General features: G+C 37.2%; 25 protein-coding genes. 15 read left to right on the top strand and 10 right to left on the bottom strand.

Annotated features, from left to right (window positions below; genetic code table 11):
* Positions 1-1656 carry an L-aspartate oxidase gene (nadB, locus tag IPI99_02940; GenBank protein MBK7339467.1) on the top strand — a complete coding sequence of 552 codons (1656 nt, stop codon included), beginning with the start codon at positions 1-3 and terminating at the stop codon, positions 1654-1656.
* Positions 1657-1748: 92 nt separating this feature from the next.
* Here nadB and IPI99_02935 read toward each other — a convergent pair whose 3' ends face one another.
* Together IPI99_02935 and IPI99_02930 are read right to left on the bottom strand one after the other, a co-directional pair.
* Positions 1749-2249 (bottom strand): IS30 family transposase, encoded by a 501-nt coding sequence (locus IPI99_02935; protein MBK7339466.1) that lies wholly within the window; start codon positions 2247-2249, stop codon positions 1749-1751.
* Complete coding sequence (locus tag IPI99_02930; protein MBK7339465.1) at positions 2183-2716, bottom strand: IS30 family transposase; 534 nt, start codon at positions 2714-2716, stop codon at positions 2183-2185. The genes IPI99_02935 and IPI99_02930 overlap by 67 nt, the downstream gene beginning before the upstream one ends.
* A gap of 125 nt (positions 2717-2841) precedes the next feature.
* Between IPI99_02930 and IPI99_02925 the strand changes: the two genes are divergently transcribed.
* From IPI99_02925 to IPI99_02880, 10 genes are all read left to right on the top strand, one after another.
* On the top strand, positions 2842-4479 hold the full coding sequence (locus tag IPI99_02925; protein MBK7339464.1) for an NAD+ synthase: 1638 nt from the start codon (positions 2842-2844) through the stop codon (positions 4477-4479).
* A 56-nt stretch (positions 4480-4535) separates the two neighbouring features.
* On the top strand, positions 4536-6344 hold the full coding sequence (locus tag IPI99_02920; GenBank protein ID MBK7339463.1) for a tetratricopeptide repeat protein: 1809 nt from the start codon (positions 4536-4538) through the stop codon (positions 6342-6344).
* A 25-nt stretch (positions 6345-6369) separates the two neighbouring features.
* Positions 6370-6699, top strand: coding sequence for a DUF4286 family protein (locus IPI99_02915; GenBank protein ID MBK7339462.1), 330 nt, complete (start codon positions 6370-6372; stop codon positions 6697-6699).
* 82 nt (positions 6700-6781) lie between these two features.
* Positions 6782-7096 (top strand): rhodanese-like domain-containing protein, encoded by a 315-nt coding sequence (locus IPI99_02910; protein ID MBK7339461.1) that lies wholly within the window; start codon positions 6782-6784, stop codon positions 7094-7096.
* A 99-nt stretch (positions 7097-7195) separates the two neighbouring features.
* The gene (locus tag IPI99_02905; GenBank protein ID MBK7339460.1) at positions 7196-7405 is read left to right on the top strand and encodes a DUF2892 domain-containing protein; all 210 of its coding nucleotides are present in this window, start codon (positions 7196-7198) and stop codon (positions 7403-7405) included.
* A 2-nt stretch (positions 7406-7407) separates the two neighbouring features.
* The gene (locus IPI99_02900; protein ID MBK7339459.1) at positions 7408-7671 is read left to right on the top strand and encodes a heavy-metal-associated domain-containing protein; all 264 of its coding nucleotides are present in this window, start codon (positions 7408-7410) and stop codon (positions 7669-7671) included.
* Between the two features lie 80 nt (positions 7672-7751).
* The gene (gene trxA, locus IPI99_02895; protein ID MBK7339458.1) at positions 7752-8045 is read left to right on the top strand and encodes a thioredoxin; all 294 of its coding nucleotides are present in this window, start codon (positions 7752-7754) and stop codon (positions 8043-8045) included.
* A gap of 80 nt (positions 8046-8125) precedes the next feature.
* Positions 8126-8527, top strand: coding sequence for a BlaI/MecI/CopY family transcriptional regulator (locus IPI99_02890; protein MBK7339457.1), 402 nt, complete (start codon positions 8126-8128; stop codon positions 8525-8527).
* 6 nt (positions 8528-8533) lie between these two features.
* Positions 8534-9976 carry a M56 family metallopeptidase gene (locus IPI99_02885; protein ID MBK7339456.1) on the top strand — a complete coding sequence of 481 codons (1443 nt, stop codon included), beginning with the start codon at positions 8534-8536 and terminating at the stop codon, positions 9974-9976.
* Positions 9977-9986: 10 nt separating this feature from the next.
* Positions 9987-11072 carry a PDZ domain-containing protein gene (locus IPI99_02880; GenBank protein MBK7339455.1) on the top strand — a complete coding sequence of 362 codons (1086 nt, stop codon included), beginning with the start codon at positions 9987-9989 and terminating at the stop codon, positions 11070-11072.
* 384 nt (positions 11073-11456) lie between these two features.
* Here the strand turns inward: IPI99_02880 and IPI99_02875 are convergent, their stop codons facing one another.
* The 3 genes from IPI99_02875 to IPI99_02865 form a co-directional block, all read right to left on the bottom strand.
* Positions 11457-12218 carry a LexA family transcriptional regulator gene (locus IPI99_02875; GenBank protein ID MBK7339454.1) on the bottom strand — a complete coding sequence of 254 codons (762 nt, stop codon included), beginning with the start codon at positions 12216-12218 and terminating at the stop codon, positions 11457-11459.
* A gap of 78 nt (positions 12219-12296) precedes the next feature.
* Entirely contained in the window at positions 12297-13253 is a 957-nt protein-coding gene (gene metF, locus IPI99_02870; GenBank protein MBK7339453.1) for a methylenetetrahydrofolate reductase [NAD(P)H], read from the bottom strand.
* A gap of 73 nt (positions 13254-13326) precedes the next feature.
* Positions 13327-13962 carry a carboxypeptidase-like regulatory domain-containing protein gene (locus tag IPI99_02865; protein MBK7339452.1) on the bottom strand — a complete coding sequence of 212 codons (636 nt, stop codon included), beginning with the start codon at positions 13960-13962 and terminating at the stop codon, positions 13327-13329.
* A gap of 127 nt (positions 13963-14089) precedes the next feature.
* Between IPI99_02865 and IPI99_02860 the strand changes: the two genes are divergently transcribed.
* Genes IPI99_02860 through IPI99_02850 form a run of 3 tightly spaced genes read left to right on the top strand, consistent with a single transcriptional unit; the run spans position 14090 to position 18994 of the window.
* On the top strand, positions 14090-15460 hold the full coding sequence (locus IPI99_02860; GenBank protein ID MBK7339451.1) for an alkaline phosphatase family protein: 1371 nt from the start codon (positions 14090-14092) through the stop codon (positions 15458-15460).
* A gap of 32 nt (positions 15461-15492) precedes the next feature.
* Positions 15493-18168: a D-alanine--D-alanine ligase gene (locus IPI99_02855; protein ID MBK7339450.1), complete on the top strand. Its 2676-nt coding sequence runs from the start codon at positions 15493-15495 to the stop codon at positions 18166-18168.
* Positions 18152-18994 (top strand): PASTA domain-containing protein, encoded by an 843-nt coding sequence (locus tag IPI99_02850; GenBank protein ID MBK7339449.1) that lies wholly within the window; start codon positions 18152-18154, stop codon positions 18992-18994. The genes IPI99_02855 and IPI99_02850 overlap by 17 nt, the downstream gene beginning before the upstream one ends.
* 25 nt (positions 18995-19019) lie before the next feature.
* On the opposite strand, the gene IPI99_02845 is transcribed toward IPI99_02850, so the two are convergent.
* The 5 genes from IPI99_02845 to IPI99_02825 form a co-directional block, all read right to left on the bottom strand.
* Positions 19020-19892 (bottom strand): sterol desaturase family protein, encoded by an 873-nt coding sequence (locus tag IPI99_02845; protein ID MBK7339448.1) that lies wholly within the window; start codon positions 19890-19892, stop codon positions 19020-19022.
* Between the two features lie 27 nt (positions 19893-19919).
* Complete coding sequence (locus IPI99_02840; GenBank protein ID MBK7339447.1) at positions 19920-21308, bottom strand: carboxylesterase family protein; 1389 nt, start codon at positions 21306-21308, stop codon at positions 19920-19922.
* Between the two features lie 140 nt (positions 21309-21448).
* The gene (rnc, locus tag IPI99_02835) at positions 21449-22138 is read right to left on the bottom strand and encodes a ribonuclease III (protein ID MBK7339446.1); all 690 of its coding nucleotides are present in this window, start codon (positions 22136-22138) and stop codon (positions 21449-21451) included.
* 71 nt (positions 22139-22209) lie between these two features.
* Positions 22210-23457: a beta-ketoacyl-ACP synthase II gene (fabF, locus tag IPI99_02830; protein MBK7339445.1), complete on the bottom strand. Its 1248-nt coding sequence runs from the start codon at positions 23455-23457 to the stop codon at positions 22210-22212.
* A gap of 69 nt (positions 23458-23526) precedes the next feature.
* The gene (locus IPI99_02825; protein ID MBK7339444.1) at positions 23527-23763 is read right to left on the bottom strand and encodes an acyl carrier protein; all 237 of its coding nucleotides are present in this window, start codon (positions 23761-23763) and stop codon (positions 23527-23529) included.
* 140 nt (positions 23764-23903) lie between these two features.
* Between IPI99_02825 and pyk the strand changes: the two genes are divergently transcribed.
* The gene (gene pyk, locus IPI99_02820) at positions 23904-25328 is read left to right on the top strand and encodes a pyruvate kinase (protein MBK7339443.1); all 1425 of its coding nucleotides are present in this window, start codon (positions 23904-23906) and stop codon (positions 25326-25328) included.
* Positions 25329-25365 lie beyond the last annotated feature (37 nt).

Here is a 25365-nt window from a genome sequence, read left to right as displayed (position 1 = left end):
ATGAAGTGTAAAGCAATAACATTGTACCTTTGGGGCTTAAAGATAAGGGAAGTGTATCAATCAGATGTACTAATCATTGGCAGTGGGATCGCAGGCTTGAGCTCAGCCATTCATATCTCTCAACTCCGACCGGATCTCAAGATCACCATAGTGAGTAAAACGACTAAGGAGGAAGGGAATACCCGATATGCACAGGGAGGAATTTCGGCAGTATGGAATTTGGAAGAAGACAGTTTTGAAAAGCACATTGCCGATACATTAGATGCAGGTGATGATTTATGTGATCAGAGGATAGTCCGGTTGGTCGTTGAAGAAGGCCCCACTAGAGTGAAAGAATTGATAGATTGGGGTGCCAATTTTGATAAATCTGCCACTACCGGAGCTTATGACCTGGCACGAGAAGGGGGACACTCTGAGCACAGAATATTGCATTTCAGGGATCTCACAGGTGCAGAAATCGAAAGAACATTGTTGCAAAAAATCAAACTGTTCCCCAATATTAAAATATTGGAGCATTATTTTGCTATTGATGTCATTACACAACATCATCTGGGTTACAATGTAACCAGGATAATGCCCGATATTGAATGCTACGGTGCTTACCTCCTGGACCTCAAAAGTTTAGACGTAGAGATGCATCTGGCTCGGGTTACGGTCTTGGCAACAGGTGGGGCAGGTCAAACCTACAGAACTACCACAAATCCATTGGTATCAACTGGAGATGGAATTGCCATGATGTACCGGGCAAAAGGGCACGTAGAAAACATGGAATTTGTCCAATTTCACCCTACGGCATTATTTAGGGCTGCTGGCGAAAATCCGGCTTTTTTGATCAGCGAAGCAGTTAGAGGATTTGGAGCAAAACTGAAGTCCAAAGAAGGAGAAGAATTTATGCATAAATATGACGCAAGACTTTCTCTTGCTCCGAGAGATATAGTTGCGAGGGCTATTGATAGCGAGATGAAAGCTAGAGGTCATGATTTCGTTTGTCTGGATTGCAGACATTTGGACAAAGAAGGATTTATCAATCACTTTCCGACGATCTATGAAAAATGCAAATCGATAGGAATTGATCCATTGACAACGATGATTCCAGTAGTACCGGCTTGCCATTATTTTTGTGGCGGGATCAAAGTCGACGAATTTGGGAGAAGCTCCATACATTACCTGTATGCTGCTGGGGAATGTACTTCAACAGGCCTGCACGGGGCAAATCGTCTTGCTTCCAATTCATTGCTGGAAGGAGCGGTTTTTGGATATCGGATTGCAAAAGATATCATTTTGAGTATTGATGCCATTCAGCTGAATGTTCGCATACCCGAATGGAATGCTTTTGGCACAACCCAGCCAAAGGAGATGGTTCTTATAACCCAAAGTATTAGGGAACTCAAAGATATCATGAGTTATTATGTAGGTATCGTTCGTTCCAATGTCCGTCTCAAGAGAGCTTTGGATCGTTTGCATCTATTGTACGAAGAGACAGAATCATTATACAACAATACGGTTTTGTCTCCGCAATTGTGTGAATTGCGCAATTTAATTACCATAGGTTATCTTGTATCTCGATCAGCGTCTATGAGGCAAGAAAGCCGGGGTTTGCATTTTACCACGGATTATCCTGACAAACAGAATTTTCTTCAGACAACGCTTTTATAAGCTTAATTGCCAATTGATTTTAAATCACTAGTTTTTTTTGAAAAGTCTGGATGATTATTTTCAAGCTTCTATTTTTAAAATAAATGCTGAATTCAACATTTAAGTGCGACAAGGTTCAAAAATACTTCATTTGGTGTTTTGTAGCCTAATTTTTTTCTTGGTCGATTATTTATTTGGGATTCAATTCGATCCAAGTCAGTTTGCTTGAGCATGGAAAAGTCTGATTTTTTTGGCAAGTATTGTCGTATTAAACCATTGATATTTTCATTGCAACCTCTTTCATAAGCGGAATATGGATGAGCAAAGTATATCTTAGTATTCAATGCTTTTGCCAATGTTTGATGATCTGCATTTTCTTTTCCATTGTCTAATGTAATTGTATGGCATAAGTTTTTATATTTTTTCAATTTGCAACTGATTGTTTTGGCTGTGAATTTAGCTTCTTTGGACTCCAGCTTAATGATCTTGACAAACAAGGATTTTCTTTCCACCATACTGGCAATTTGGGACTTATGATTCTTTCCTACTATAGTATCTCCTTCCCAATCTCCATACCTTTTTTGAGATTCAACAATCTTTGGTCTATCTTGAATACATACTCTGTTTTGATAATTCCCCTTTGTTTATAGGTATTTTTGCGTCTTCGCCTACTTCTGTGGGAATGTCTTAAATTACTCCATAGATCACCTCCTTTCCTTTTATCTTCATATACATATTGATATATGCACTCTTTACTAACCCTTTCATACTTATCAATATTCGCTCGACCTTCGATTTGCTCTGGGCTCCACTTGATTTTAAGTAATTGATCCACTTTGCTTTTAAGATCGCTTGTAATTTTATTCTTCCTTCCCTTTCCTTGTGCTCTCTGTTCACTCCGATCCTGAGCTCTTGCGCTTCCATATAACTTGTATGAACCAGGTGAAGAGTTTCTATCGAGTTCCCGATATATAGTGCTTCTATGATATCCTAATTCCACAGCAATCTGAATAATGCTCATTCCTTGCCTTTTAAATTGTTCAATTAATACCCTTTGAGGGTAGGTGATTTGTTTATACATTTGTGTACAGTTAAAAATCTTGAGGGGAAAGTACCTATTTTTATAATAGGTCTTTCTCCAAAAGAATGTTTTATTAACTGTCGCACTTATTTATGGAATCTAGTAATAATTAATTTTTCAATAAAATGAAAATTGCATTAGCACAACTCAATTATCATATCGGAAATTTTGAATCAAATCTAAAGCTAATGTCCGAAGCGATTCAGGAAGCCAAATCCCAGGGAGCAGATCTCATTTGTTTTTCGGAGTTGTGTACTTGTGGTTATCCTCCCAGAGACTTTCTTGAATTCAGAGATTTTATTCAAAGATCCATGAAAGTAATTCAAGAGCTTTGTAATCTGAGTGAAGATATTGCCATTATCGTTGGGTCACCTACAGTTAATCCAGAGATTGAAGGGAAAGACTTACACAATTCTGCATTTTTTCTATTTGAGAAAAAAGTCCATCATATCGCACACAAGGCTTTATTGCCTAATTACGATATATTTGACGAATACAGATATTTTGAGCCGGCGCGAAGCTTTAAAACATTAGAATTTAAAGGAAAAAAAATAGCACTGACAGTTTGTGAGGATATTTGGAATTTAGGTAATAATAATCCGATGTACACCATTTGTCCTTTGGATGAAATGATGGAGGAAGGCTTTGACATGATTTTTAATTTGTCCGCATCTCCATTTGATTATATCCATGCATCTGATAGACTTGAGGTCATTAGAGCAAATGTCAATAAATATAAAGTTCCATTATTTTATGTCAATAATTATGGGGCCCAAACAGAAATCATTTTTGATGGAGGCTCTGTAGTCATGTCTCCTGATGGTAGTATTTACGACGAGTTGCCTTACTTTGAAAAAGCATTGAAAATATATGATTTAGATGATGTCGTAAGAGGTCGGGCAGAGCAACAGCAAACGAAGCATTCAATCGAATTGATTTATCGTGCTTTGATCTTGGGGATTAGAGATTACTTTAAAAAAATGGGTTTCCAAAGAGCTATATTAGGACTTTCAGGAGGTATTGATTCGGCGCTCACTGCGGTTTTGGCAGTTCATGCTTTGGGCAAGGAAAATGTTAAGGGTCTCTTGATGCCGTCAGAGTACTCCAGTTCTGGCTCCATTACCGACGCTGAGGCGCTTGCTAATAATCTCGGTATTGACTATGAAATTATCGCTATAAAAGACATTCAAAATAAATATCTCGAAACCTTGTCACCTTTTTTTAAAGACAAGCCTCAGGATGTCACTGAAGAAAATCTACAGGCGAGAATCAGAGGAATGCTGTTGATGGCATTTTCAAATAAATTCGGGTACATTTTGTTGAATACTACAAACAAAAGCGAGATGGCGGTAGGGTATGGCACTTTATATGGAGATTTGTGCGGTGGTATTGCTGTCTTAGCTGATGTATACAAGACCCAAGTGTATGAACTCGCAGCATTTATCAATCGAGACGAAACAATCATCCCAATCAACAGTATTCAAAAACCTCCTTCAGCAGAATTGAGGCCAGGCCAAAAGGACTCTGACTCATTACCTGACTACTCTATTCTTGATCCAATCCTTTTCGAATATATTGAAAAAAGACAAGGGCCTTCAGATCTTGAAGCCAAAGGATTTGAACAAAACCTGGTCAATCGCATTCTGAAATTAGTCAACAGGGCAGAGTTTAAGAGGCATCAATCACCACCGGTACTTCGTATATCGACGAAAGCATTTGGTCAGGGTAGAAGATTGCCTATTGAAGCAAAATACCTGTATTGACGGCTGCTTTTGGGTTTATAGGAAATTTCTTTGTTCCATTTAGCGTTTAATTGATAATGTCTAGAATTTTGGTTTTAATCTTTTGCTTGCTTTTGGGTTTAGGGCTTGTCCCCGGATATGCTCAGGATCCTAGATTGGCACAGCAATATCTCAAGAATGGTGAATATGAAAAAGCCGAGAGTATGTACCAAAGCCTTTACCAGAAAAATCCTCAAATAGAAGTCTATTTCTCAAATTATCTCGAATGCCTCATTTCACTTCGCAAAACGGATGAAGCCGAATCTCTGATTAAAAAGGAAATCGATCGCAGACCTAAAGATTGTATGCTATATGCACAGTATGGCGCTTTTCTGGAAAAGACAAATCAAGCTGAAAAATCAGAAAAACAGTATGAAAAGGCACTCCAAAATTTGTCTACAGATCTAGTAACGGTCTACCAACTGTCTAACTTTTTTATCAACCAAAATAAATTCGAATTAGCCATTTCTACCATTGAAAAAGCACAAAAGACAAACGGAACTCATGGAGATTTTCAAACATTGCTAGCAGACCTTTACCGGAAAAAGGGGGATTACAAAAAAATGTTGGAGAATTACTTGTTAGGATTAAAATCTGGGGTCATAAGTGCAGACAACCTCCAAAATTTGCTTGTAGTTTATCTGCCAAAAGATTTGTATCCTGAACTTCAAACTCATCTTTATGCTGAATTGGAGAAAAATCCGGAATTGATATCTTATATGGAATTGCTGGCTTGGTCCTTTATACAGAATAAAGATTATTTTCAGGCATTGCGCCAATACAAAGCTATAGATGCTCAGCTACAGGAAAATGGTAACAGGGTTTATAACCTTTCCCATGTAGCTATGCAGGACGGTGATTATAAGACTGCCATTGATGGATTTACTTACCTGAAGAATAAAGGGAATGGGGAGACATTTTATCTGGATGCAGTGCGTCAAACACTCATTTGTAAACGCAAGCTTGTGGTTGAAAAGAATAATTACAATCAAGGAGATCTGGTGAGTTTGGAATCTGAATATGAACAGTTTAGAAAAGATTATGGAACTAGTCGTATGGCTGCCCAACTCATTATTGAGTACGCAGAACTCGAAGCCCGTTATCTGAGAAATGTCGAAAAAGCGATCAGTATTCTAGAAGAGCTGATTAAGCAAGCTGCAGTCGATCCTCAAACCAAAGCTGAGGCAAAACTTGATTTAGCGGACTATTATTTAATCACGGGTGAACGATGGGAAGCTACTCTATTATATTCTCAAGTTGATAAAGATTTCTTGGAGGACCAACTGGGAGAATCAGCCAGATTCAGAAATGCTCGTTTATCTTATTTTGCAGGTGATTTTGCCTGGGCTCAAGAACAATTTGACATACTCAAGCAAGCGACTAGTAAGTTGATTTCTAACGATGCTATTGATCTTTCAGTTTTTATTTTGGATAATCTGGCGAAGGACACTCTTGGAGAAGCATTGCAATTGTACGCCTCCGCCGAATTGAAAGTTTTCCAAAACCAATATGATGAAGCTTTGAACATCTTGGATTCTATCCAATATGTGAATGTTGAAAACACTTTGGAAGATGATGTGTGGTATCTGCAAGGCAGGATTTTTGATAAACAACAAAAAACAAAAGAGGCACTTGCCAAATATGAAAAGATCTTAGAAAAATACAAAGACGACATCCGAGCCGATAATGCTCTATGGGAAATGGCAAAAATTTATGATTATCAGCTTGAAGACAAAGCAAAGGCGAAAGAACTTTACGAAAAGTTATTTATTGATTTCAGTGGAAGTATACTAGCAGTCGAAGCAAGGAAAAGATTTAGGACTTTGCGTGGAGATCCTGTGCAATAAAAGTTCCAAATAAGCCATAGAGAAGATGATTATTTATAATGTTACGATCAAATTGGATCCGGAAATTCATGAAGATTGGCTCTCCTGGATGAGACGACACCACATTCCCGAAGTATTGGCTACAGGTTATTTTGTGAGATGTAGATTGTCAAAACTGGACGTGAATGAAGAGGATGGAATCACTTATGCAGTCCAATACGAATGCTTCTCCTCTGATCACCTGCAGAAGTATATGATGTTATGTGCTCCGGCACTTCAGAAAAAACATATAGACAGGTACGCCAACCGCTTTGTTGCTTTCAGAACTATTCTCCAGGTTATCGAAGAAATATTTCCTGCGGATAAGCTATCTTGAGTAGATTGATCAAGTTCAGGCTAAACAAAAGACTGTTTATTTTATTTAACTATATGCTGATGATCAAAAACTATTAATGCATATGTTCGATTTTATTAAAAAATTATTCTCTCAGGCACCACAAGTAGACCTAAAACAGCTAATTCGAGAGGGTGCGTTTTTGGTGGATGTGCGAACACCTGCAGAATTTCAATCAGGGAATGTTAAAGGGAGTGTAAATATCCCTTTGGACACCATTCCCAGACAACTTGAAAAGTTTAAAGGGAAGAAGTCTGTGATCGTATTCTGTAGGTCGGGCAACCGAAGCAGTCAAGCAAAAACTATACTCCAAAGAGCCGGAATCAGTGAAGTCTATAACGGGGGGACGTGGGAACAGGTTAAAATGCTAAAAGCATAATCATTCAACCAATTTAATGGAATGAATTCAGATAAAATGATTTCTTCAACTGAAGAGACTTTATTCAAATAACAAAACGAAAATAAAACAAAACCAATCATGAAAAAAAACATGGGAAGTACTGACAAAATGTTGCGGATCCTTTTTGCGGTCGTAGTAGCTGTACTTTATTTTATGAAAATGATCACAGGCACTGCTGCGATAATTTTAGGCATTCTTGCAATTGTGTTTTTGATTACTAGTTTTTTAAATTTCTGCCCTCTTTATGTTCCTCTGGGCATTGATACCAGAAAACAATCAGAGAAATAACTATGGATTTTGTTGTAGAAAATATTAAATGTCACGGTTGTGTAAATTCTATCAAGACGGGTTTATTCAAGATTGAGGGAGTTGAACAAGTTTCTATTGATTTGGATTCTCAGACAATTCGTGTGGATGGAAATGCAGATCCTGAGCTTATCAAAAAATCATTGAGCGGCATGGGTTATCCTCTTTTGGGTGACAATAATATTATCCACAAGGCTAAGTCCTACGTCAGCTGTGCTATTGGACGACTGGATACTGAAGCAGTTTAAGCCATTTTTTACAGTTGTCCAAAGGTCTGTTATTGAAACTACTTCAATGACAAGGATTTTATTTAAAAAAAATTTTGGAAATGACATTTCAGGAAATAATTCAGTCCGAAAAACCGGTGCTGATTGATTTTTTTGCCGAGTGGTGTGGTCCTTGTAAAATGCTGGCTCCGGTTTTGAAAGATGTAAAAAATACTCTGGGAGAAAAAGTCCAAATTGTTAAAATAGACGTAGATAAGAATCAAACTTTAGCCGGACAATACCAGATCAGAAGTGTACCTACTCTGATGATTGCAAAAAAAGGTAAAATACTCTGGAAAGAAAGCGGTATGCTGACTAAAGGTCAACTTGTCCAACTGTTGGAGCAGTACGCTTAGCTAGCTGTAAGGAACATCGAAAGCAAATTTTTTATTACGAATATGTTCGTAGATGAAAATTTTGTTATAGATTTGCTAGTATGTTGACAGATCATAACAAATTCGAGTATTTCCCCACTGATGCAGAGCTGGAGATTCTGCAGATTTTGTGGAAAAATGGTTCGGCAACGGTCAGAGAAGTATTCGAACAGCTTGCTCTGCGTAAGGATATAAAATATACCACAGCACTGAAACTCATGCAAATCATGCATGAGAAAGGTTTGTGTTCAAGGGTGGCACAGGGAAAACTACATATTTACAAGCCATTGGTACAAGATGATCAAATAAAAATGACAATGGTAGACAGCATTGTAGATCAGGTTTTTGGAGGTGCGGCAATGGAATTGGTTCTACAGACGCTGGGAAACTACCAAGCGACACCGAACGAACTGAAGGAAATAAAATTGATGATAGAGAAACTAGAAAAATCTAATCCATCCTAATACCTCATGGCTACAATTTTTTTGATCCAGCATGCATTTGTCTCGACAATGTTGCATTCTCTATGGATTGGCGCCTTAATTTATTTATTGCTCTTCGCATTTAAAACAATTTCAACCCCAAAGGCAGCCGTTTTAAAGACGCTGTACCAAGTAGCATTTGCCGTATTTTTTATTTTATTGAGCTATGTATGGATAAATTCATACAAATTGGAAATCAAAACGTTTGTGGAGATCCTGAATAGCGCTCCTATGATTCAGTTTAACAATAGTGCTGAATACAATTATTGGTTTGATGCTTTATTTTTGGGCTTTTGGTTTTGCGGTGTGAGCTTTTTGTTCTATCGATGGATTAATGCAAAGAATAATTTAAATGAAATCTTAATTCATTCCAAATTAGCAGAGCCTCATTGGAAGATGGCAATGGATAAACTGTGCACAAGATATAAGTTAGAAAAAGTAAAATTGTATCAATGTTCAGGTATAAGATCAGCCTTTGTGACAGGACTTTGGAGACCAATCATAGTGATTCCAACTGCCTGGATGAATTCCTTAAGTGTTGAAGAAGCAGAATATGTGCTTTCACATGAACTTATGCACTTGTTGGATGATGACCATTGGACAAATTTAATGATCCAATGGATAGAAATCCTTTTCTTTTTCAACCCTGCAATCTTAAAATTGTGTAATGAATACAGAAGTCTACGTGAATATACGGCAGATAGATTTGTTGAGAATGAACCCTATTCCAAAATAAAATATGCAAAGCTATTACTGCGATTACATGAATTCAACTCAAAAGGAGTTCAGGCAATGGGGGTACATTTTTTGTCTGACAGAGTTGTATTTATGAACAGAATTGCTGCTATTTTAAATCAACCGATCCAAAGTAAATATTCTCGCGTATTCGGCATGATTTTAACTCTGCAAGTACTCATTTCATTTTTAATTTTGCTCAGGCCAAATTTTAAACAGATAAATCAAGATACATATTTAGTTTCTGATTTTGTTTATATTGATAATGCTTGCCCTGTAAATGAAAACAAAATAACAACGGGCAAAGTAACAATTAAGAAAAAACGTAAAATATCCAAATTAAAAATTGTTCCGATTTCGAAAAGAGAAGTTCTGATCAGTTCTAAGCCAATAGAAAACCATAATGAAGATACTCCTACCTCGAAGACTATTCCAAACGTTTCACGTAGGATGAATATTGCTCAGGTATCTGAAATTAAATCGCGGAATGATACGAGCCAAGTCATTGTAATTCAGAATGTAGCTGAACCCTTAGCTGCTGAAGGTGTTTATGATTTGCAGATAATTCGCAGTAATACAAACAATAAATCCAAGGTAACTATAAACGTAGTCAAAACTACAAATACCATGATGAATCAGGATTTGCCAGACGAAACCCGTCAAATTGAAAAAAATATAAATTCCTCAACCAATTAAATTTCTTTGTATGAAAAAGCTCACATTGATTCCGATCTTGATATGTGCAATTATTATAAGTGCATTTGCTCAAGAGATTAAGAAGGATGAAGGTACAGAAAAGAAAATCGTAATCAAAAAGATCATTAGAAACGCGGACTCAGAGTTGAGCGATAATGATATCCAAAAACTGATTGATTCTGTGCTCCAAATTGAATCGCCTGTTGCCGGCAATATCCAAAAGAAGATTATAATAGATTCTGATGGAAAGGAACATATAATAATGGAATTGCCAGATGCTCAAACTCTCGCTCCTGGCATGAGTCCAGGAGACCAAGAAGAGATGGAGTTTTTAGTTAGTGATGATGAAGTCGATCATACGAATAAAGCGGTACTAGGGATTGAAATTAGGGATGTTGGTGGTTATAATGGTGCATTGATTGAAAAAGTACTAGATGGATCTGCTGCCGGCAAATCAGGATTGGTAAAAGGGGATATCATATTGAAAGTTGACAAGGTGAAAGTTACCGGAATGACAGACTTGATCGATTACTTATCAACAAAGAATGTTGGCGACAAGGTGAAGATCCAATACTTAAGAAATGGTGTAAGTCACAAAACTCAATCATTATTGCAAGCGCCCGCTCACATCCAAGCAAGGGAAATGAATGCACCAAAATGCTGTAAAGGAATGAGCTCGAAATCTAATTGTGAAGGTCAAAAAAAAGTTGTAGAAAAAAGAATTATCCGCGCAAATGATGGAGATGATACTGTCATTGAGATGAATATTGTTGGCCAACCAAAGGAGTTGAAAGAAGAAAACACGAGACAGATAAAGAAAGAGTCAACAAGCAATTTATCCATATCAATGATGAAATCATCTGATAAACCAGATGAGGCAACCCTGGATATGGAATTTACTGCAGAACCGGATCCAATTTCTATCCTGATTCTTGATCAAAATGGTAACCAGCAATACACAGATAAAATTCAAGATTTCTCTGGAAAATTACATAAGAAAATCGTTTTGTCCTCTGCGGCAAAATCCTTAAAAGTTTTAATTATAAGTGGGGATAAAATTCTAGCAGAAGCTCAGTTAATGCAGGCTGAGAAGTGACGAACCGCTAACCGACCTTGTTTGATATTCATTATTCAATATAAAATAAAGGTATCAATATCTGAATGATTTCGTATAAAGCATTGTAGAGAGCAAAAGGCTCTACATTCGATGTTCAATGCTTGCTCGATTGGATACAAATTTTACTTTGTATTATTATTACCACCAGTCAAATTATCTGAAAACCAAACTTATTTGACTCGCACGACAAATCTCAAAATAAAATCTGAGTTAAAGTCCGATGGAACTTTAAATATTTTTTATTGGCTTCCTTCCTGATTTGACTCTCACTCGGCTGTATTCTATTCACTGTAATGGATGTTATAATTAATTCAGTAAGGTTTTACAGCAACTTTTTATTTAGTGAATCAAAATTAAATTCTATTATTTATTTTCCACTGATTTTTGAATTCTTGATAATTGGGATTGCAGATCTGCCAATTTCATGGAGATATCAGTTTGTGGTAGTTTCATCGGATCTTGAAAACTCACATGTGCTTTATAATGCCAAATTTCAGAGATGTCTGTTGCCGAAAGTATGTAGTTTTCATATGTAGGATTGTCTGATTGGAGGATATATTCATTGATGCGGTTTGATTTTTGAAGTCTTTTATAAACAATACCATCATTTTTAGATACTACAACATAACATTCATTGTTTTGTAAGTCGTCTAATTGTTCGACATAAGAACAAATAACGATGGATCCGGGAGCCATAGGAAGCATTGATTCACCTGAAATTTCAAAAGCTCGGTATTTTCCTTGTTTCAACTGAGGTATAGATATTTTGGGCAGATCTTTGATAAATTCCGGTTCTTGAAATTGTGATAAATACCCTGCATAGGCTTTGGATTGAACACATTCTATGTTATTGATTCCTTCCTTATCTGTCGTCAGACTTAGTATTTTCATACCTTTATAATGAAAAGCATCCAAATCACCGGTGAACAACTTTGAGTTCAATAAATCATCAATTGGTACTCCATACATGACGGCAATTTTATGAAGCAAACGCAAATCCGGTTCTGTATGGGCTCGCTCATAATCACCAAGAGTAGTTCTAGATACGCCAAGTTTTTCGGCTACTTCCTGCTGTGAAAAACCATTTTTCTTCCTTAAAAATTGAATATTTGCTGCAAAATGCATACTTTTTTTTACAAATATACAATATATTGTCGAATATATCGACAAAAATCTTTCGGTCTGGCTTTTTCCTAAAAAAGATTAAATCACGCTTGCAGCTAATTTTTTGATGACATCGCCATCGCTCATAGTGTAGTAATGAATGCAAGGAACACCGGCAGTTTTTAATTCTCTGGATTGTGCGATACACCATTCTGTACCGATTTCCGTGATGGCTTGTTCAGTTTTTGCTTTTTGAATTTGTCTGACTAAGTCATCTGGAATTTCAATATAGAAGTTTCGAGGAATTGAGTTAAGCTGGTACTTTTTTGTAATGGGTTTGATCCCCGGGATGATGGGTACGTGGATACCTTCTTTTCGACAAGCATCTACAAAGCGAAAAAATTTTTTATTGTCAAAAAACATCTGAGTAACAATGTAATCTGCTCCGGCATCTATTTTCTTTTTCAGGTACTTCAGGTCCATTTTGAAACTTGGAGACTCAAAGTGTTTTTCCGGATAACCAGCTACACCTATGCAAAAATCCATTGGTTGTGCTTTTTCAATATTGATATCGAGATAGCTTCCCTGATTCATTTTTGCAATTTGGTGAACGAGATCCAAAGCATATTCGTTGCCATCTGGTTCAGGCATAAATTTGTCATCAAACTTTCTCGCATCGCCACGTAGAGCCAAAACGTTTTGAATATTTAAAAAATTTAACTCAATCAATGCATTTTCTGTATCCTCTTTGGTAAAACCACCACAAATCAGGTGCGGTACGGCTTCTACTTTGTATCTATTCATGATGGCGGCGCATATCCCAACTGTGCCGGGACGCTTTCGGATTGCCACTTTTTGGTAATATCCTGAAGGGTGTTGGTTGTATATAAACTCTTCACGGTGATACGTGACGTCAATAAAAGGGGGTTTAAATTCCATAAGAGGATCCAATATATCGAATAAAGAATTTATCCCTCCTCCTTTAAGTGGTGGTAACACCTCAAAAGAAACTGTTGTTTTGCCTTTATTTTTTTCAAAATATTCTGTCACTTTCATAGCTTACAAAGGTAATCAACTCAATAAGAAATATTTGGTATTGATGAGCAGAAAGATCAATCGATGTGGGCTGTTACTGTTTTTTGCGTTTGAAATCACCCCTTTTCCAAGCTTCAAAAAACTGGATCCAGGCGATCGGACTGAGAATATTCATAGGCTTAAACTGCCCTTTATAATAGTATGCGCTTGCTTGTTGTTGCAAATATAAACTTGTACTTGCTTGTGCGTCCGCTGGGGTTATTTCTATCAGTTTCTTAATCGTTTGTTCAGCCAGGTTTTTTTGCACAGCGTCTTGCATTTTATCGGTGACATCCATTGCCAGGAACTCCTGACGTAAATGTTCTTTACTTGGCCAAGGATAAACCACAGTTTGTGGCAGCAATATTTCATCTCTGGTTAAAATCTGGAAGATCGTATATCGATCTGTATACAAACTATCCGGCACGACATATTCAGCTGACTTGAAACCGATATATCTGAACACTAAAGTATCTAATTTTTGTACTGCAATACTGAAAAATCCATTTTGGTCAGCCCAGCCTCCTCTGTTTGTACCTTTGATATAAACCTCTGCATAAGGAAGTCCTACAGGTTCAGCCTTATGTTCTGAAACTACCATTCCGGATATTTGGATCAGAGAATTGTCTTGAGCGGAAAGAGTGTTAGCAAGTACCAAAAAACAAAATATCGTATAAATATATAATTTCATAATATATGTATTAAAATTGACAAAAATTTAGAATATATGGTTGAGATGTTGATTCAACATTGCCCCAAAGTCCGACAATTCATAAATCTCATCTATCTTTATGGATTCATTATTCGATAATAAACGGATGTTAAAGATAATTAGTGTTTGCATTAGTTTTGTACTCATTCTTGAATTTCATCTTTCTTTTGCTCAGGTAGTGAGCGGACCCATGTTGGGCCATATTGAGTTACGGACGGCGAAAATTTGGGTTCAGGTAGATGCCGGCTCCACTGTTGATTTGAAATTTTGGGATGCCAGACATCCACAACAGCAAAAAACTGCTTTCAAAACTGTGACCCAAAGGTTTGAATTTCAAACTCAGGTATTTGATCTTACCGGACTTGATTTTAATACTGAATATGAATATCAATTATTTTCAGGTAAAAAAATGTTGGACAAAAAGTACGGAGGAAAATTTATAACCAATGATCTCTGGCAGTATAGAAAACCCGCACCGGATTTTTCATTTGTCACGGGAAGTTGTTCATACTTTAACGAGCCCATTTATGATAGACCAAATGAAACTTATGGTGCGGATTCACTTATCTTTCTCAGCTTAACCAAAGAGCCTGCAAGATTTATGGTGTGGTTAGGTGATGCCTGGTACACCAGAGAAGTGGATTACGGAAGTGAATGGGGATTATGGTATAGAGCTTCACACGACAGAGCGTTGCCATATATGCAGGATCTGTATAAATCATACAGTCATTATAGCATTTGGGATGATCATGATTTTGGACCGAATAATCAAGGTTCGTCTTATATTTTTAAAGAATCGTCAAGGGAAGTATTTAAGAATTATTTTGCAAATCCTTCTTATGGTTTTGATGGTAAAGGAATTTTTACAAAATTGAGTTATAGTGATGTAGATATTTTTTTATTGGACAATCGCACCTGGAGATCTGCCGATTATCTAAATGCAAAAATTGATAATTTGCCAAACCCGGAGAAAAGAATGTTTGGTAAAATGCAAATGGATTGGTTGAAAAATGCGCTTGTTGAAAGTTATGCAACCTTCAAAATCATAGCGACTGGTTCTCAGATTCTCAATCAAATGAGCTGGAATGATTGCATGAAATATTATCCTGCTGAGTTCAACGAACTGTTAACTTTTTTATCTACCCAAAAAATCAATGGAGTAGTTTTTCTGACTGGTGACAGACATCACTCTGAAATCATTCAAATGAAAAGAGACAGCCTCTACACCTTGTACGATATCACAGTGTCCCCGCTGACTTCAGGAATCGGGAAAGTGACCGGCACAAAAGAGTTCAATAATCCTGATCGGGTTTCGGAAACATTACTCGAAGATTACAATTATGGAAGGTTTTCATTTACCGGCAAACGGAAAGAAAGATTTATGAAAGTTGAATTCGTGGACAGAAAAGGTGTGGTACAAAAAACCTGGTCCATTTCAGAAAATGATCTTCGGTGGCCATCCGTTAAAAGAGATTAGAATTCGAACAAATCAAAAATTATACCTAATGCATGAAGGATAAATTAAAGGTTGGAGTATTATTTGGCGGTCCATCAAGAGAGAGAGAGATTTCTTTTGCAGGTGGACGGACAGTTTATGACAATCTGAATAAAGATCTGTTCGAAGTTATTCCACTTTTTTTAGATAGCAGAGGAAATCTGATAGTCCTGGATTGGCATTATGTGTACAAAGGCACGATACGAGATTTTTATCCTCCTGTATCTTATTTACCTCCTTCTCCCAATGGATTTCAAATTTACGTGGAAAGTCTTCACTCCATTTCGCATGAAGAAGAAGATCAGATGATCAAATGCATCGGAAAAAAAATTCGATGGACTGATTTAAAAGAGACAGTAGATTTTATTTTTCTATGCTTGCACGGTCAGTTTGGTGAAGATGGACAAGTGCAGAGTATTTTAGATTCTTTGTTGATTCCGTATTCAGGTAGCGGAGTACTGCCATCAGCCATTGGAATGGATAAAAGCTTCCAGAAGAAACTCATGGAACAAGCCCAATTTGCATCTCCAAAAATGTACGTCTGGGGACGCGAAATTCTTGACATGCGTAACTTTTCTGAATTGTACAACCAAGTAGAAAAGAAGATTGGCTTTCCTTGTGTAATTAGACCAGCGCATCAGGGATCCTCAATAGGGGTCACTGTTTTATCTGCGGATGCGCTACAATCTGATTTTAAAAAAGCTGTTGAGACTGCCTTTTTTATTCAAAGATTAGATGTAGCGACTTTTCGGTCATTGAACGCTGAAGATCAGATTAATCTTTTGAGGTCACTATGTGATCTTCGTGATGGTATTGGCTTGCCTATGAAAAGTAATGGAATAGAATTACATCATCCGGAGGAATTATTACAAACTATTCTAAATACAAATGAGAAGGAACTACTGTTAGAAGGAATTTACTCTGAGAATAAAATCATAGTTGAATCATTTATTAAAGGTCGTGAATTTTCTTGCATAGTCATCAGGATGGAAGATGGTTCCGCAATTGCACTTCCGCCAACTGAAATCATCAAGCGTACTGAGATGTATGACTACAGATCAAAATATTTACCCGGATTGTCGCGCAAACAAACTCCCATAGAAGTGAAGGATTCAGTTTTGGATGATATCAGAAAGGAATGTGTTCGGCTTTTTAACTACTTTGAATTCCACACTTATGCCAGAATTGATGGATTCCTTGGAGAAGATGGATTGATTTATCTCAACGATCCCAATACGACCTCAGGTATGATGCCTTCGTCTTTCTTTTTCCATCAAGCTGCAGAGATTGGATTAAATCCATCGCAATTTCTCAGTTATATTATCAGAATTTCCTTGCAGGAAAGAATACATACGCAACTCCAGATTTCACAGTTTGAGAATCTCCTTCGACGTCTAGATGAGAATCTCCATAATCAGGCAATTGAAGACAAACAGAAGAAGAAAGTAGCAGTAATATTGGGAGGATATTCTTATGAAAGGCATATTTCTGTAGAAAGTGGCAGAAATATTTATGAAAAACTTGCGAGTTCAGAAAAATACCACCCATTTCCAGTATTCTTAACAGGAGATGCGTCATCATATCAATTGTACAAAATTCCAATCAACTTTATGTTGAAGGACAATGCAGATGATATCAAAGAAAAGATTGAGCATTTTCATATTCATCCATATTTGAAAAATTTGCGGCATGAAGCTCAATCCATTACAGCAAAATTTAGTTCTGCAAGTTATCACTATGAACCACAGTTGTTGAGTTTTGAGGATTTAAAAAAGGAAGCGGATATTGTTTTCATAGCGCTGCACGGAAGACCTGGAGAAGATGGAAATATACAAAAAAGGCTGGAAGAAATTTCGTTGCCATACAACGGCAGCAATCCTCAGTCCGCTGCACTTACGATACATAAATACAATACCCTGCAAAGACTTAAATCCGAAGGATTTATTGTGGCGGAACAACTATTGTTGACTGCGAAAGATTATAATAATCAACAGGAAAGTTTTATTTCTAGGATTGAGTCCGAATTCCATTATCCGTTCATTGCAAAACCTGTCGATGATGGTTGTAGCAGTGCTGTTGTAAAAATTAAAAATCGTGATCATCTGAACTCTTATTTGGAAGCTCTGTTTCGAGCTAATGCACATCTTACTGATGAGTTGCGAAATAACTTACAACTGGATGCCAATGAGGAATTTCCTCAAAAATCAGAGGTATTAATTGAAGAAATGATCACCTCTAATAATGCAAAACAGTTTCTAGAAATTACAGGTGGCTTATTGACACATATTGTGGGTAATAATATCAGATATGAAATATTTGAAGCATCTGAAACACTTACTAGCGGGGAGGTTTTGAGCTTGGAAGAAAAATTTCTCGCTGGTGAAGGTCAGAATATTACTCCTCCGCGATTTGGCAAAAATAAATCCGAGTACGAGATAATTTCTGCCAAAGTAAAAGCTGCTTTACTTAAAGCCGCAATTACACTAGATGTTACCGGATATGCTAGAATTGATGCTTTCGTGAGAATATATGATGACAATAATGTAGAAACTATTATTATAGAAGTCAACTCATTACCGGGTATGACACCCGCCACCTGTATATTCCATCAATGTGCGGTAAATGGATATACACCATATGAATTTATTGATCAGATTTTAGAATTTGGTACACATGACAAATCAAAGTGAAAAATTTCGACTTATGGAGATAGGAGGTTTCCTCAAAAGTTCATTATTCCTCCACACCTTGGTGAGGTTATTTCTATTTTTTCTTATCCTCTGGGCATTGAGCAGTTTGGTATTGAGTTTTTATACCAATCATGGACAAAAAATAGTTCTTCCAAATTTCATTGGAGCAAAAATTAAAGTGGCAGAGAAAAAAGCTAAATCAAAAGATTTTGAATTTATCGTTACAGATTCAATTTATTTATCGGGAAAGCCCGGAGGACACGTACTTTCTCAAGTGCCGGTTCCTGGATCAAAGGTAAAAAGGGGTAGAAAAATTTATGTTACAGTCACACGATACATGCCTGATATTGTATTGTCAGAGCACCTTCCGGTCATGTACGGTAAGAAATTGGAACACATGCAGATTGAGTTATACAATTTGTATGAATTGCGCTGTGGTGTCTTGGGGTATAAGTACGATCCAGGGCCTCCCGGTCATATTTTGGAGATCTACTATAAAGGTACACTTCTGGCAGATGCTAAATCTAAGCGGGAAGATATCAAATTGTATAGAGGGGACACTCTGGGTTTTATAGTTTCAACGACGGCTGGTGGAGAGATAGAAATCCCATCATTGAGATGTATGACTCTTGCAGAAGCTAAGTTTTTGCTGGCAGCATCAAAACTGGAAGTTGGTAAAATCAAACTCGAAAATGAAGAGGAATTTTCGGATGATAATTATTACATCATCAATCAATCGCCTGCAGCCGGTTCAGGAGAGCTGATAAAAATGGGGGAGAAAATCAATTTAGTTATTCAAGAAGATTTACCTCCTGATTGCAATTAATGAATCAACTATAACTTGCCGATTTCTATCGAAATATTCTTTTGAAAGGATCTGCAATCTGTCCCAGAAATCCTTTAGGATATAAATTTATTTTTTCAAAACCAAGGACTTCGTCTCGTCCATTATCTGGCCAGTACACTGTCCCAAATATATAATCCCAGATACTCAAACTCAATCCATAGTTGACACCATAGGAGCCTTTAGGTAAATGCTGTGCATGATGCCAAATGTGCATTTGAGGGGAATTAAAAATATATTTTAATGGTCCTAGTGGTAAATATATATTGGCATGATTCAGATGCCCGATCAGTAATGCTATGATGTGTACAATAAAAAAATCATCCAGGCCAAAACCAATCATTGCCAGTGGAATGTATTCAATACTTCTGTATAGAATAGTTTCTCCAAAGTGAAAGCGGAGATGAGCTGCAAATCCCATCTGTTGAACAGAATGATGCACCTTGTGAAATTCCCATAAAGTGGTACTTTTGTGTAATAGTCGATGAACATTCCACTGAATAAAATCTCTTAAGATGAACATTAATAATAATTGTAACCAAGTCGGCCAAGAACCTATTTCCACAGCTACAATATTTTTTATACCAAATAGTCCCAAGAAATTGTTAAACAAGTTAACAAAAAAATCAGAGAATGCAGCATAAAATATTAATGAAAAGATAAAAAAATTAAAAAACATATAAAATATGTCTAACCAAAAATCTTTCCTAATTCTTGGCTGATTTTTCCTCCAAGGAAAAGCTAATTCAAGACCATAAACCAAAATGGAAAATAAAATTAAAATATAAAAATAATTGTGCCAAGATGGATTAAGTATTTCGTATTTAAGATAATTATAGTAGGAATTATAAGATTGTTGAATTTGATCAAAGGCTTGCATAAAATCATTGGAAAAATGTATGAAAAATTATTTGATGTATATCTTTTGAGAATGTAGATTTTTTAAGCTTGTGTATGCTTTTACAATATACAATCCTGGAGTTATCTTATCTTTTAAATCTACTTCATGCGAAGAGTTTTTTACAGAATTGTCCATTATCAATCTTCCGGTCAAATCATAGATTTCAATATTTTTAATATCCAAGTCGTAGGACCAATTGATTTTAGAATGACTGATATAAAACTGTATGTTATTTTGCAAATCAGGGCTCAAATTCCCTGTAGTATTACAAGTAGAAGAAGGAATATTCCCTTTTGATTCAATAATTGGTGCAAAAAAATTGGCAATTTTTTGAGCTCGCACATCTTGAAGATAAATAGCATGTCCAGGCAAATTCGTATCACAATAATTATTGCCTGTATCTTGTGTATCATCAAATAAAATTGGATGGCCGGTAAGCGAGTTCAGGTATTTAAGAACCGCTCTTCCACCTTTTGCCCATGGCATATTATCCATAGGTTGACACAAGTTAAATGGGTTAAAACAATTTTGAAATAATGGACTAAGTAATGGTTTTTCCTGAATATCAGCTATCGCATCGTTCGTATTATGATAGACGTAGAGTGCAGGATCGCCTGCTTTGATGTCTAAATGGCCAAGTTGTCCTCCGATCATTATTGCAACACCAAGTACTGATTCATCCGTATGATCAGTAGATTTTATTTCTCCTCTGATGCTGCCCAGATCAGGTCGCAGCAAACTGATAGTAGAGGGTTGGCAGAGTTTGAGATCAGCATCTGCCGGGTTGACGGATTGTATGCCATTGCACATTGCAGGTTTTTCGAATTCTTCATTCAAATAAGCTGCCCAATAAGCCACAAATGCACCTGCACTTTCGCCTGCAATAAATGTGACATTCTGGTCACTGCTGTCAATATCAGACCTGGCTTTGACAAATCTTAAAGCGGCTTTCATATCCTGCATTCCTCTGTAATTCGCCCGGAATACTTCTGCAGTATCATAGTTATACACGCATCCATATTCAACCGGACATAATACATATGGTGTATAGTTACTGCGTTTGTGTGTACCGAGTCGATATTGGATTGAAGCAACAAGCCAGCCTCTTGCAGCCATACCACGTGCTACATTGATAAATGAAGCTTGTTTGCGATCACCGCCAATCCAAGATCCTCCATGCGTAAAAACGATGATAGGCCGCTTACAATTATTGTCTCCAACCGGTTTGTACAAATCTAATTTGAGATTGATAGTATTTCCTGCATAATCTACAGCAGTTTGATAAGGGATATCATATTCAGCTCTGACAGCATATTGTGATGAAGTATAAGCTTGTTGACTGAGCCCGAAATCATATAACAATAGAGAAAAAATAATGTAAAATATTAAGCGCATAATTTGTATAAATTGTAAATGAAGAAAATAAGTCTATACATGAATTTGTTTTCGCCACAATAAATATGATATTTTTTGGAAACTAAATGTGTAACTAACATTTGAAATAGTCCAAAATTTGCACTTTACAATAAGCTTGCTTATAAACAACCTGATGAAGTTGCTTGAATTCCCAATTCTTTCATTGCCAGACCAGCAGCCATTTGTTCTGCGCTTTTTTTATTGAAATCCTCTGCGGAGCAGATTTCTTTTCCATCCAGAATAACTGCAATTTTAAATCGATCACGTTTATCGGTTTTGAATTTTTCCAATACCTTAAAATCGATTTCTTTAGTATGTTTTTGGCACCATTCCAACAATTGGCTTTTAAAATTGTCATCTGTGGATTCCAATTCATCCACGTTGACAAACTTTCTAAGGATGTTTTGTAATATGTATTGTCTTGTGAATTCAAAACCTTGTTCCAAAAATATGCTGCCGACCAAAGCTTCAAGTGCATTTCCAAGCATAGATTGAGATATCGGTGCTTGGTTGAATTCAAGCATCAAGTGATCCAGGCCCATTTGCTCAGCGATATAATTCAAAGTTTTTCGCTTTACGATCTTGGATCTCATTTTAGTTAGAAAACCTTCATCAGCATGTGGGTATTTCATAAATAAATATTCCCCTACGACAAAGCTTAACAATGCATCCCCGAGGTATTCTAACCTTTCATTAGATTGATAAATCCCTTTGGATGTTTGAGGATTGTTATTGAAAGTAGACTTATGATGGAAAGCAGTTTTAAAAATTGCTATATTGCTGGGAGTAAATCCAATTAACTCCTTCAGTCTTTCCACAAAGTATTTATCCTTAGAAAAATACCTGTGAGAAGTTTTTTTATAATACTTGAGAATATATCCTAACATCTTTTGAAAATCACGCTACTGTTATGACCCCCAAAGCCAAAAGTGTTACTCAGGAAAATATTTATTTTCCTCGATTGCGCTTGATTGAAGGTAAAATTAATTTTAGGATCCAGTTCTGGATCATCAGTAAAGTGATTTATGGTAGGAGGAATAAAATCGTGTTGAATGGCAAGAATTCCGGCAATGCATTCTATCACACCGGCAGCACCGAGTAAATGACCAGTCATTGATTTTGTGCTGGAAATATTGAGTTTGTAGGTATGTTCCCCAAAGACTTGTTGGATAGCTTTTACTTCAGCGATATCGCCAAGTGGTGTTGAGGTCCCATGCGTATTAATGTAATCAATATCAGATGGCTTGAGCTGTGCTTCTTTGAGTGCATGCTCCATGGCTGCCCTAGCACCAAGACCCTCAGGATGCGGAGCGGTAATGTGATAAGCATCAGCCGTAAGCCCTGTTCCAATGAGTTCGGCATATATCTTTGCTCCACGTTTGACCGCATGTTCATATTCTTCAAGGATCATAGCACCTGCTCCTTCTCCCAGGACAAATCCATCTCTGTCTTTATCATAAGGACGAGACGCTGTCTTCGGGTCATCATTTCTTTCTGACAATGCTTTCATAGATGAAAATCCACCTACACCAGCTTTTGTAATTGCGGCTTCAGATCCACCCGTCATCATGAGGTCGGCTTTGCCATGTCTGATGTAATCAAAAGCATTGGAAATGGCATGAGACGAAGATGCACAGGCAGAAACAGTACCATAGTTGATACCCATCAAGCCGTATTTAATTGAAATATGGCCTGGTGCAATATCAGAAATTAATTTTGGTATCAAAAAAGGGCTGTATCTGGGAGGTCCTGTATGAAGTGCCGCTTCAGAAATATCCGTTTCCAAAGTATAAAACCCACCTATACCACTACCCCAAATGACTCCAAATCGCGTTCGATCGACCTGATCTAACTGAATCTCACTGTTCTTCATCGCCTCTTCAGCGACAACCAATGCATATTGGGCAAATGGGTCAAGCTTACGGGCCTCTTTTTTGTCTAAAACTTCTTCAGCTGAGAAATTTTTTAGTTCACAGGCAAATTTAGTCTTGAACAAACTCGCATCAAAACGAGTAATTGGCCCTGCACCACTGACGCCTGATTGAAGGCCATCCAGATATGCTTTTTGACCATTTCCAATTGGAGATAAAACACCGATTCCTGTTATGACGACTCGCCGCATAAAGATTTGTAGGATAAAAATAAGAACCGGCACAATCTACTGAGAAAATGCGCCGGATCAGTTATTTTTTTCGGATTATTTGCAATTTGCTTCCAAATAGCTCACAGCTTGACCTACTGTCTGGATCTTTTCTGCCTGATCATCCGGTATAGATGTATCAAATGCTTTTTCAAATTCCATAATTAGTTCGACAGTGTCTAGAGAATCCGCACCGAGGTCGTTTACAAAACTAGCCTCATTGGTGACTTCTGACTCATCTACTCCGAGTTTTTCGACAATGATTTGCTTGACTTTTTCTGCTATTGTTGACATTTTTAAAATGATTTGTATTAAACCATTGCGCAAATTAAGGGATTCACTTAGGGAATACCAAAGAAATTGCGTTTTTTTATTTTGTTTTGCGGTAAAACATTATCCATACCCATAATTGTTCCATTTAATCAAAGATTTTTATGTTAAATCGAAATACTAAAATTGTCGCGACTGTAGGCCCTGCTTGCAATACCTATGAAAAACTCCTTGATCTCGTCAGGAGCGGTGTCTCTATCTTCAGACTTAATTTCTCTCATGGAACGCACGATGATCACAAATCCGTAATAGACCATATTGTGCGAATCAATGGGGAATTTGACGCTCATGTCGGTATTTTGGCGGATTTGCAAGGTCCAAAGCTTCGTATCGGGAAGGTCGAAAATAATGCGCTGGAACTGAATCCAGGGGACATCCTCACCTTTAAAGACCAGGAATGTATTGGGACTAAAGAACAGATTTATATGAGCTATGATTATTTTGCCCGGGATGTTCGTCCTGGAGAAAAAATACTCGTAGACGATGGTAAGCTTGTATTTGAAGTATTGGAAACCAACAAAGTAGATACAGTCCGCCTGAAAGTACTCTTTGGTGGAATTCTTTCGTCGAACAAAGGTGTAAATTTGCCGGATACAGCGGTTTCCTTGCCAAGCCTTACGGAGAAAGATCTAAATGATCTTGATTTCATTTTGACACAGCCGGTAAATTGGATAGCTCTCTCTTTTGTCAGGAAAGCCTCAGATGTGGAGGATCTGATCGCTCGTATCGAAAATGCTGGTCACCCTGCAAAAGTGATTTCGAAAATCGAGAAACCGGAAGCCGTTCACAATATAGATCATATTATCAAAGCAAGCAATGGTATTATGGTAGCACGAGGAGATCTCGGGGTGGAAATGCCGCTTGAAAAACTTCCCATGATACAGAAAATGATCATCAACAAGTGCATCCAAAGATCAAGACCTGTCATCGTGGCCACACAGATGATGGATTCCATGATTGTCAATCCGAGTCCAACAAGAGCAGAAGTTACTGATGTGGCAAATGCGGTACTTGATGGTGCTGATGCAGTAATGCTCAGTGGAGAAACTTCCGTGGGCAAGCATCCAGATATTGTGGTGGAAGCAATGAATAGGATCATTCTCGAAGCAGAGAAATTTTATCCGAATCAATTTCGCAAACCTATACCTTCGGAAAAATCATCGACTTTCTACAGCGACGTGGTTTGTTTTAATGCGGCACGTACAGCAGAAGAAATTGGTGCCAAAGCCATTGTTGGCCTTACGGTTTCAGGATATACAGCATTTAAGACTTCTTGCTATCGACCCAACTGCCCCATTTATATATTTTCACCTGCTCACCACATGCTGGGTACACTTAATTTAGTATGGGGAGTTAGGTGTTATTACTATGATAGAAATACTTCCACTGACGAGACCATAGAAGACCTTATAGAAATCCTAAAAGCCGACGGCAAAGTTAAAGCAGGAGATATGGTCGTCAATACAGGTAGCATGCCACTACACAAAAAACTCCGCACGAACATGCTCAAAGTGACAGAGGTCGAATAAAAATGAAATTTTTGATTCAAAAAAAGCGTTCAATTTT

It is taken from the genome of Saprospiraceae bacterium, from assembly GCA_016710235.1.
GTDB lineage: Bacteria > Bacteroidota > Bacteroidia > Chitinophagales > Saprospiraceae > Vicinibacter.
This window is presented reverse-complemented; position numbering and strand designations above follow the sequence as displayed.

Bases quoted from the DNA above. Each gene is read 5' to 3' on its own strand.
- pyk (MBK7339443.1), top strand. From the start codon at position 23,904: ATGTTAAATCGAAATACTAAAATTGTCGCGACTGTAGGCCCTGCTTGC.
- IPI99_02845 (MBK7339448.1), bottom strand. From the start codon at position 19,892: ATGCAAGCCTTTGATCAAATTCAACAATCTTATAATTCCTACTATAAT.
- IPI99_02855 (MBK7339450.1), top strand. From the start codon at position 15,493: ATGAAGGATAAATTAAAGGTTGGAGTATTATTTGGCGGTCCATCAAGA.
- IPI99_02825 (MBK7339444.1), bottom strand. From the start codon at position 23,763: ATGTCAACAATAGCAGAAAAAGTCAAGCAAATCATTGTCGAAAAACTC.
- IPI99_02910 (MBK7339461.1), top strand. From the start codon at position 6,782: ATGTTCGATTTTATTAAAAAATTATTCTCTCAGGCACCACAAGTAGAC.
- metF (MBK7339453.1), bottom strand. From the start codon at position 13,253: ATGAAAGTGACAGAATATTTTGAAAAAAATAAAGGCAAAACAACAGTT.
- IPI99_02925 (MBK7339464.1), top strand. From the start codon at position 2,842: ATGAAAATTGCATTAGCACAACTCAATTATCATATCGGAAATTTTGAA.
- nadB (MBK7339467.1), top strand. From the start codon at position 1: ATGAAGTGTAAAGCAATAACATTGTACCTTTGGGGCTTAAAGATAAGG.
- IPI99_02885 (MBK7339456.1), top strand. From the start codon at position 8,534: ATGGCTACAATTTTTTTGATCCAGCATGCATTTGTCTCGACAATGTTG.
- IPI99_02860 (MBK7339451.1), top strand. From the start codon at position 14,090: ATGTTAAAGATAATTAGTGTTTGCATTAGTTTTGTACTCATTCTTGAA.
- IPI99_02900 (MBK7339459.1), top strand. From the start codon at position 7,408: ATGGATTTTGTTGTAGAAAATATTAAATGTCACGGTTGTGTAAATTCT.
- IPI99_02890 (MBK7339457.1), top strand. From the start codon at position 8,126: ATGTTGACAGATCATAACAAATTCGAGTATTTCCCCACTGATGCAGAG.
- IPI99_02920 (MBK7339463.1), top strand. From the start codon at position 4,536: ATGTCTAGAATTTTGGTTTTAATCTTTTGCTTGCTTTTGGGTTTAGGG.
- IPI99_02915 (MBK7339462.1), top strand. From the start codon at position 6,370: ATGATTATTTATAATGTTACGATCAAATTGGATCCGGAAATTCATGAA.
- IPI99_02880 (MBK7339455.1), top strand. From the start codon at position 9,987: ATGAAAAAGCTCACATTGATTCCGATCTTGATATGTGCAATTATTATA.
- IPI99_02905 (MBK7339460.1), top strand. From the start codon at position 7,196: ATGAAAAAAAACATGGGAAGTACTGACAAAATGTTGCGGATCCTTTTT.
- IPI99_02865 (MBK7339452.1), bottom strand. From the start codon at position 13,962: ATGAAATTATATATTTATACGATATTTTGTTTTTTGGTACTTGCTAAC.
- IPI99_02930 (MBK7339465.1), bottom strand. From the start codon at position 2,716: ATGTATAAACAAATCACCTACCCTCAAAGGGTATTAATTGAACAATTT.
- IPI99_02840 (MBK7339447.1), bottom strand. From the start codon at position 21,308: ATGCGCTTAATATTTTACATTATTTTTTCTCTATTGTTATATGATTTC.
- trxA (MBK7339458.1), top strand. From the start codon at position 7,752: ATGACATTTCAGGAAATAATTCAGTCCGAAAAACCGGTGCTGATTGAT.
- IPI99_02875 (MBK7339454.1), bottom strand. From the start codon at position 12,218: ATGCATTTTGCAGCAAATATTCAATTTTTAAGGAAGAAAAATGGTTTT.
- IPI99_02850 (MBK7339449.1), top strand. From the start codon at position 18,152: ATGACAAATCAAAGTGAAAAATTTCGACTTATGGAGATAGGAGGTTTC.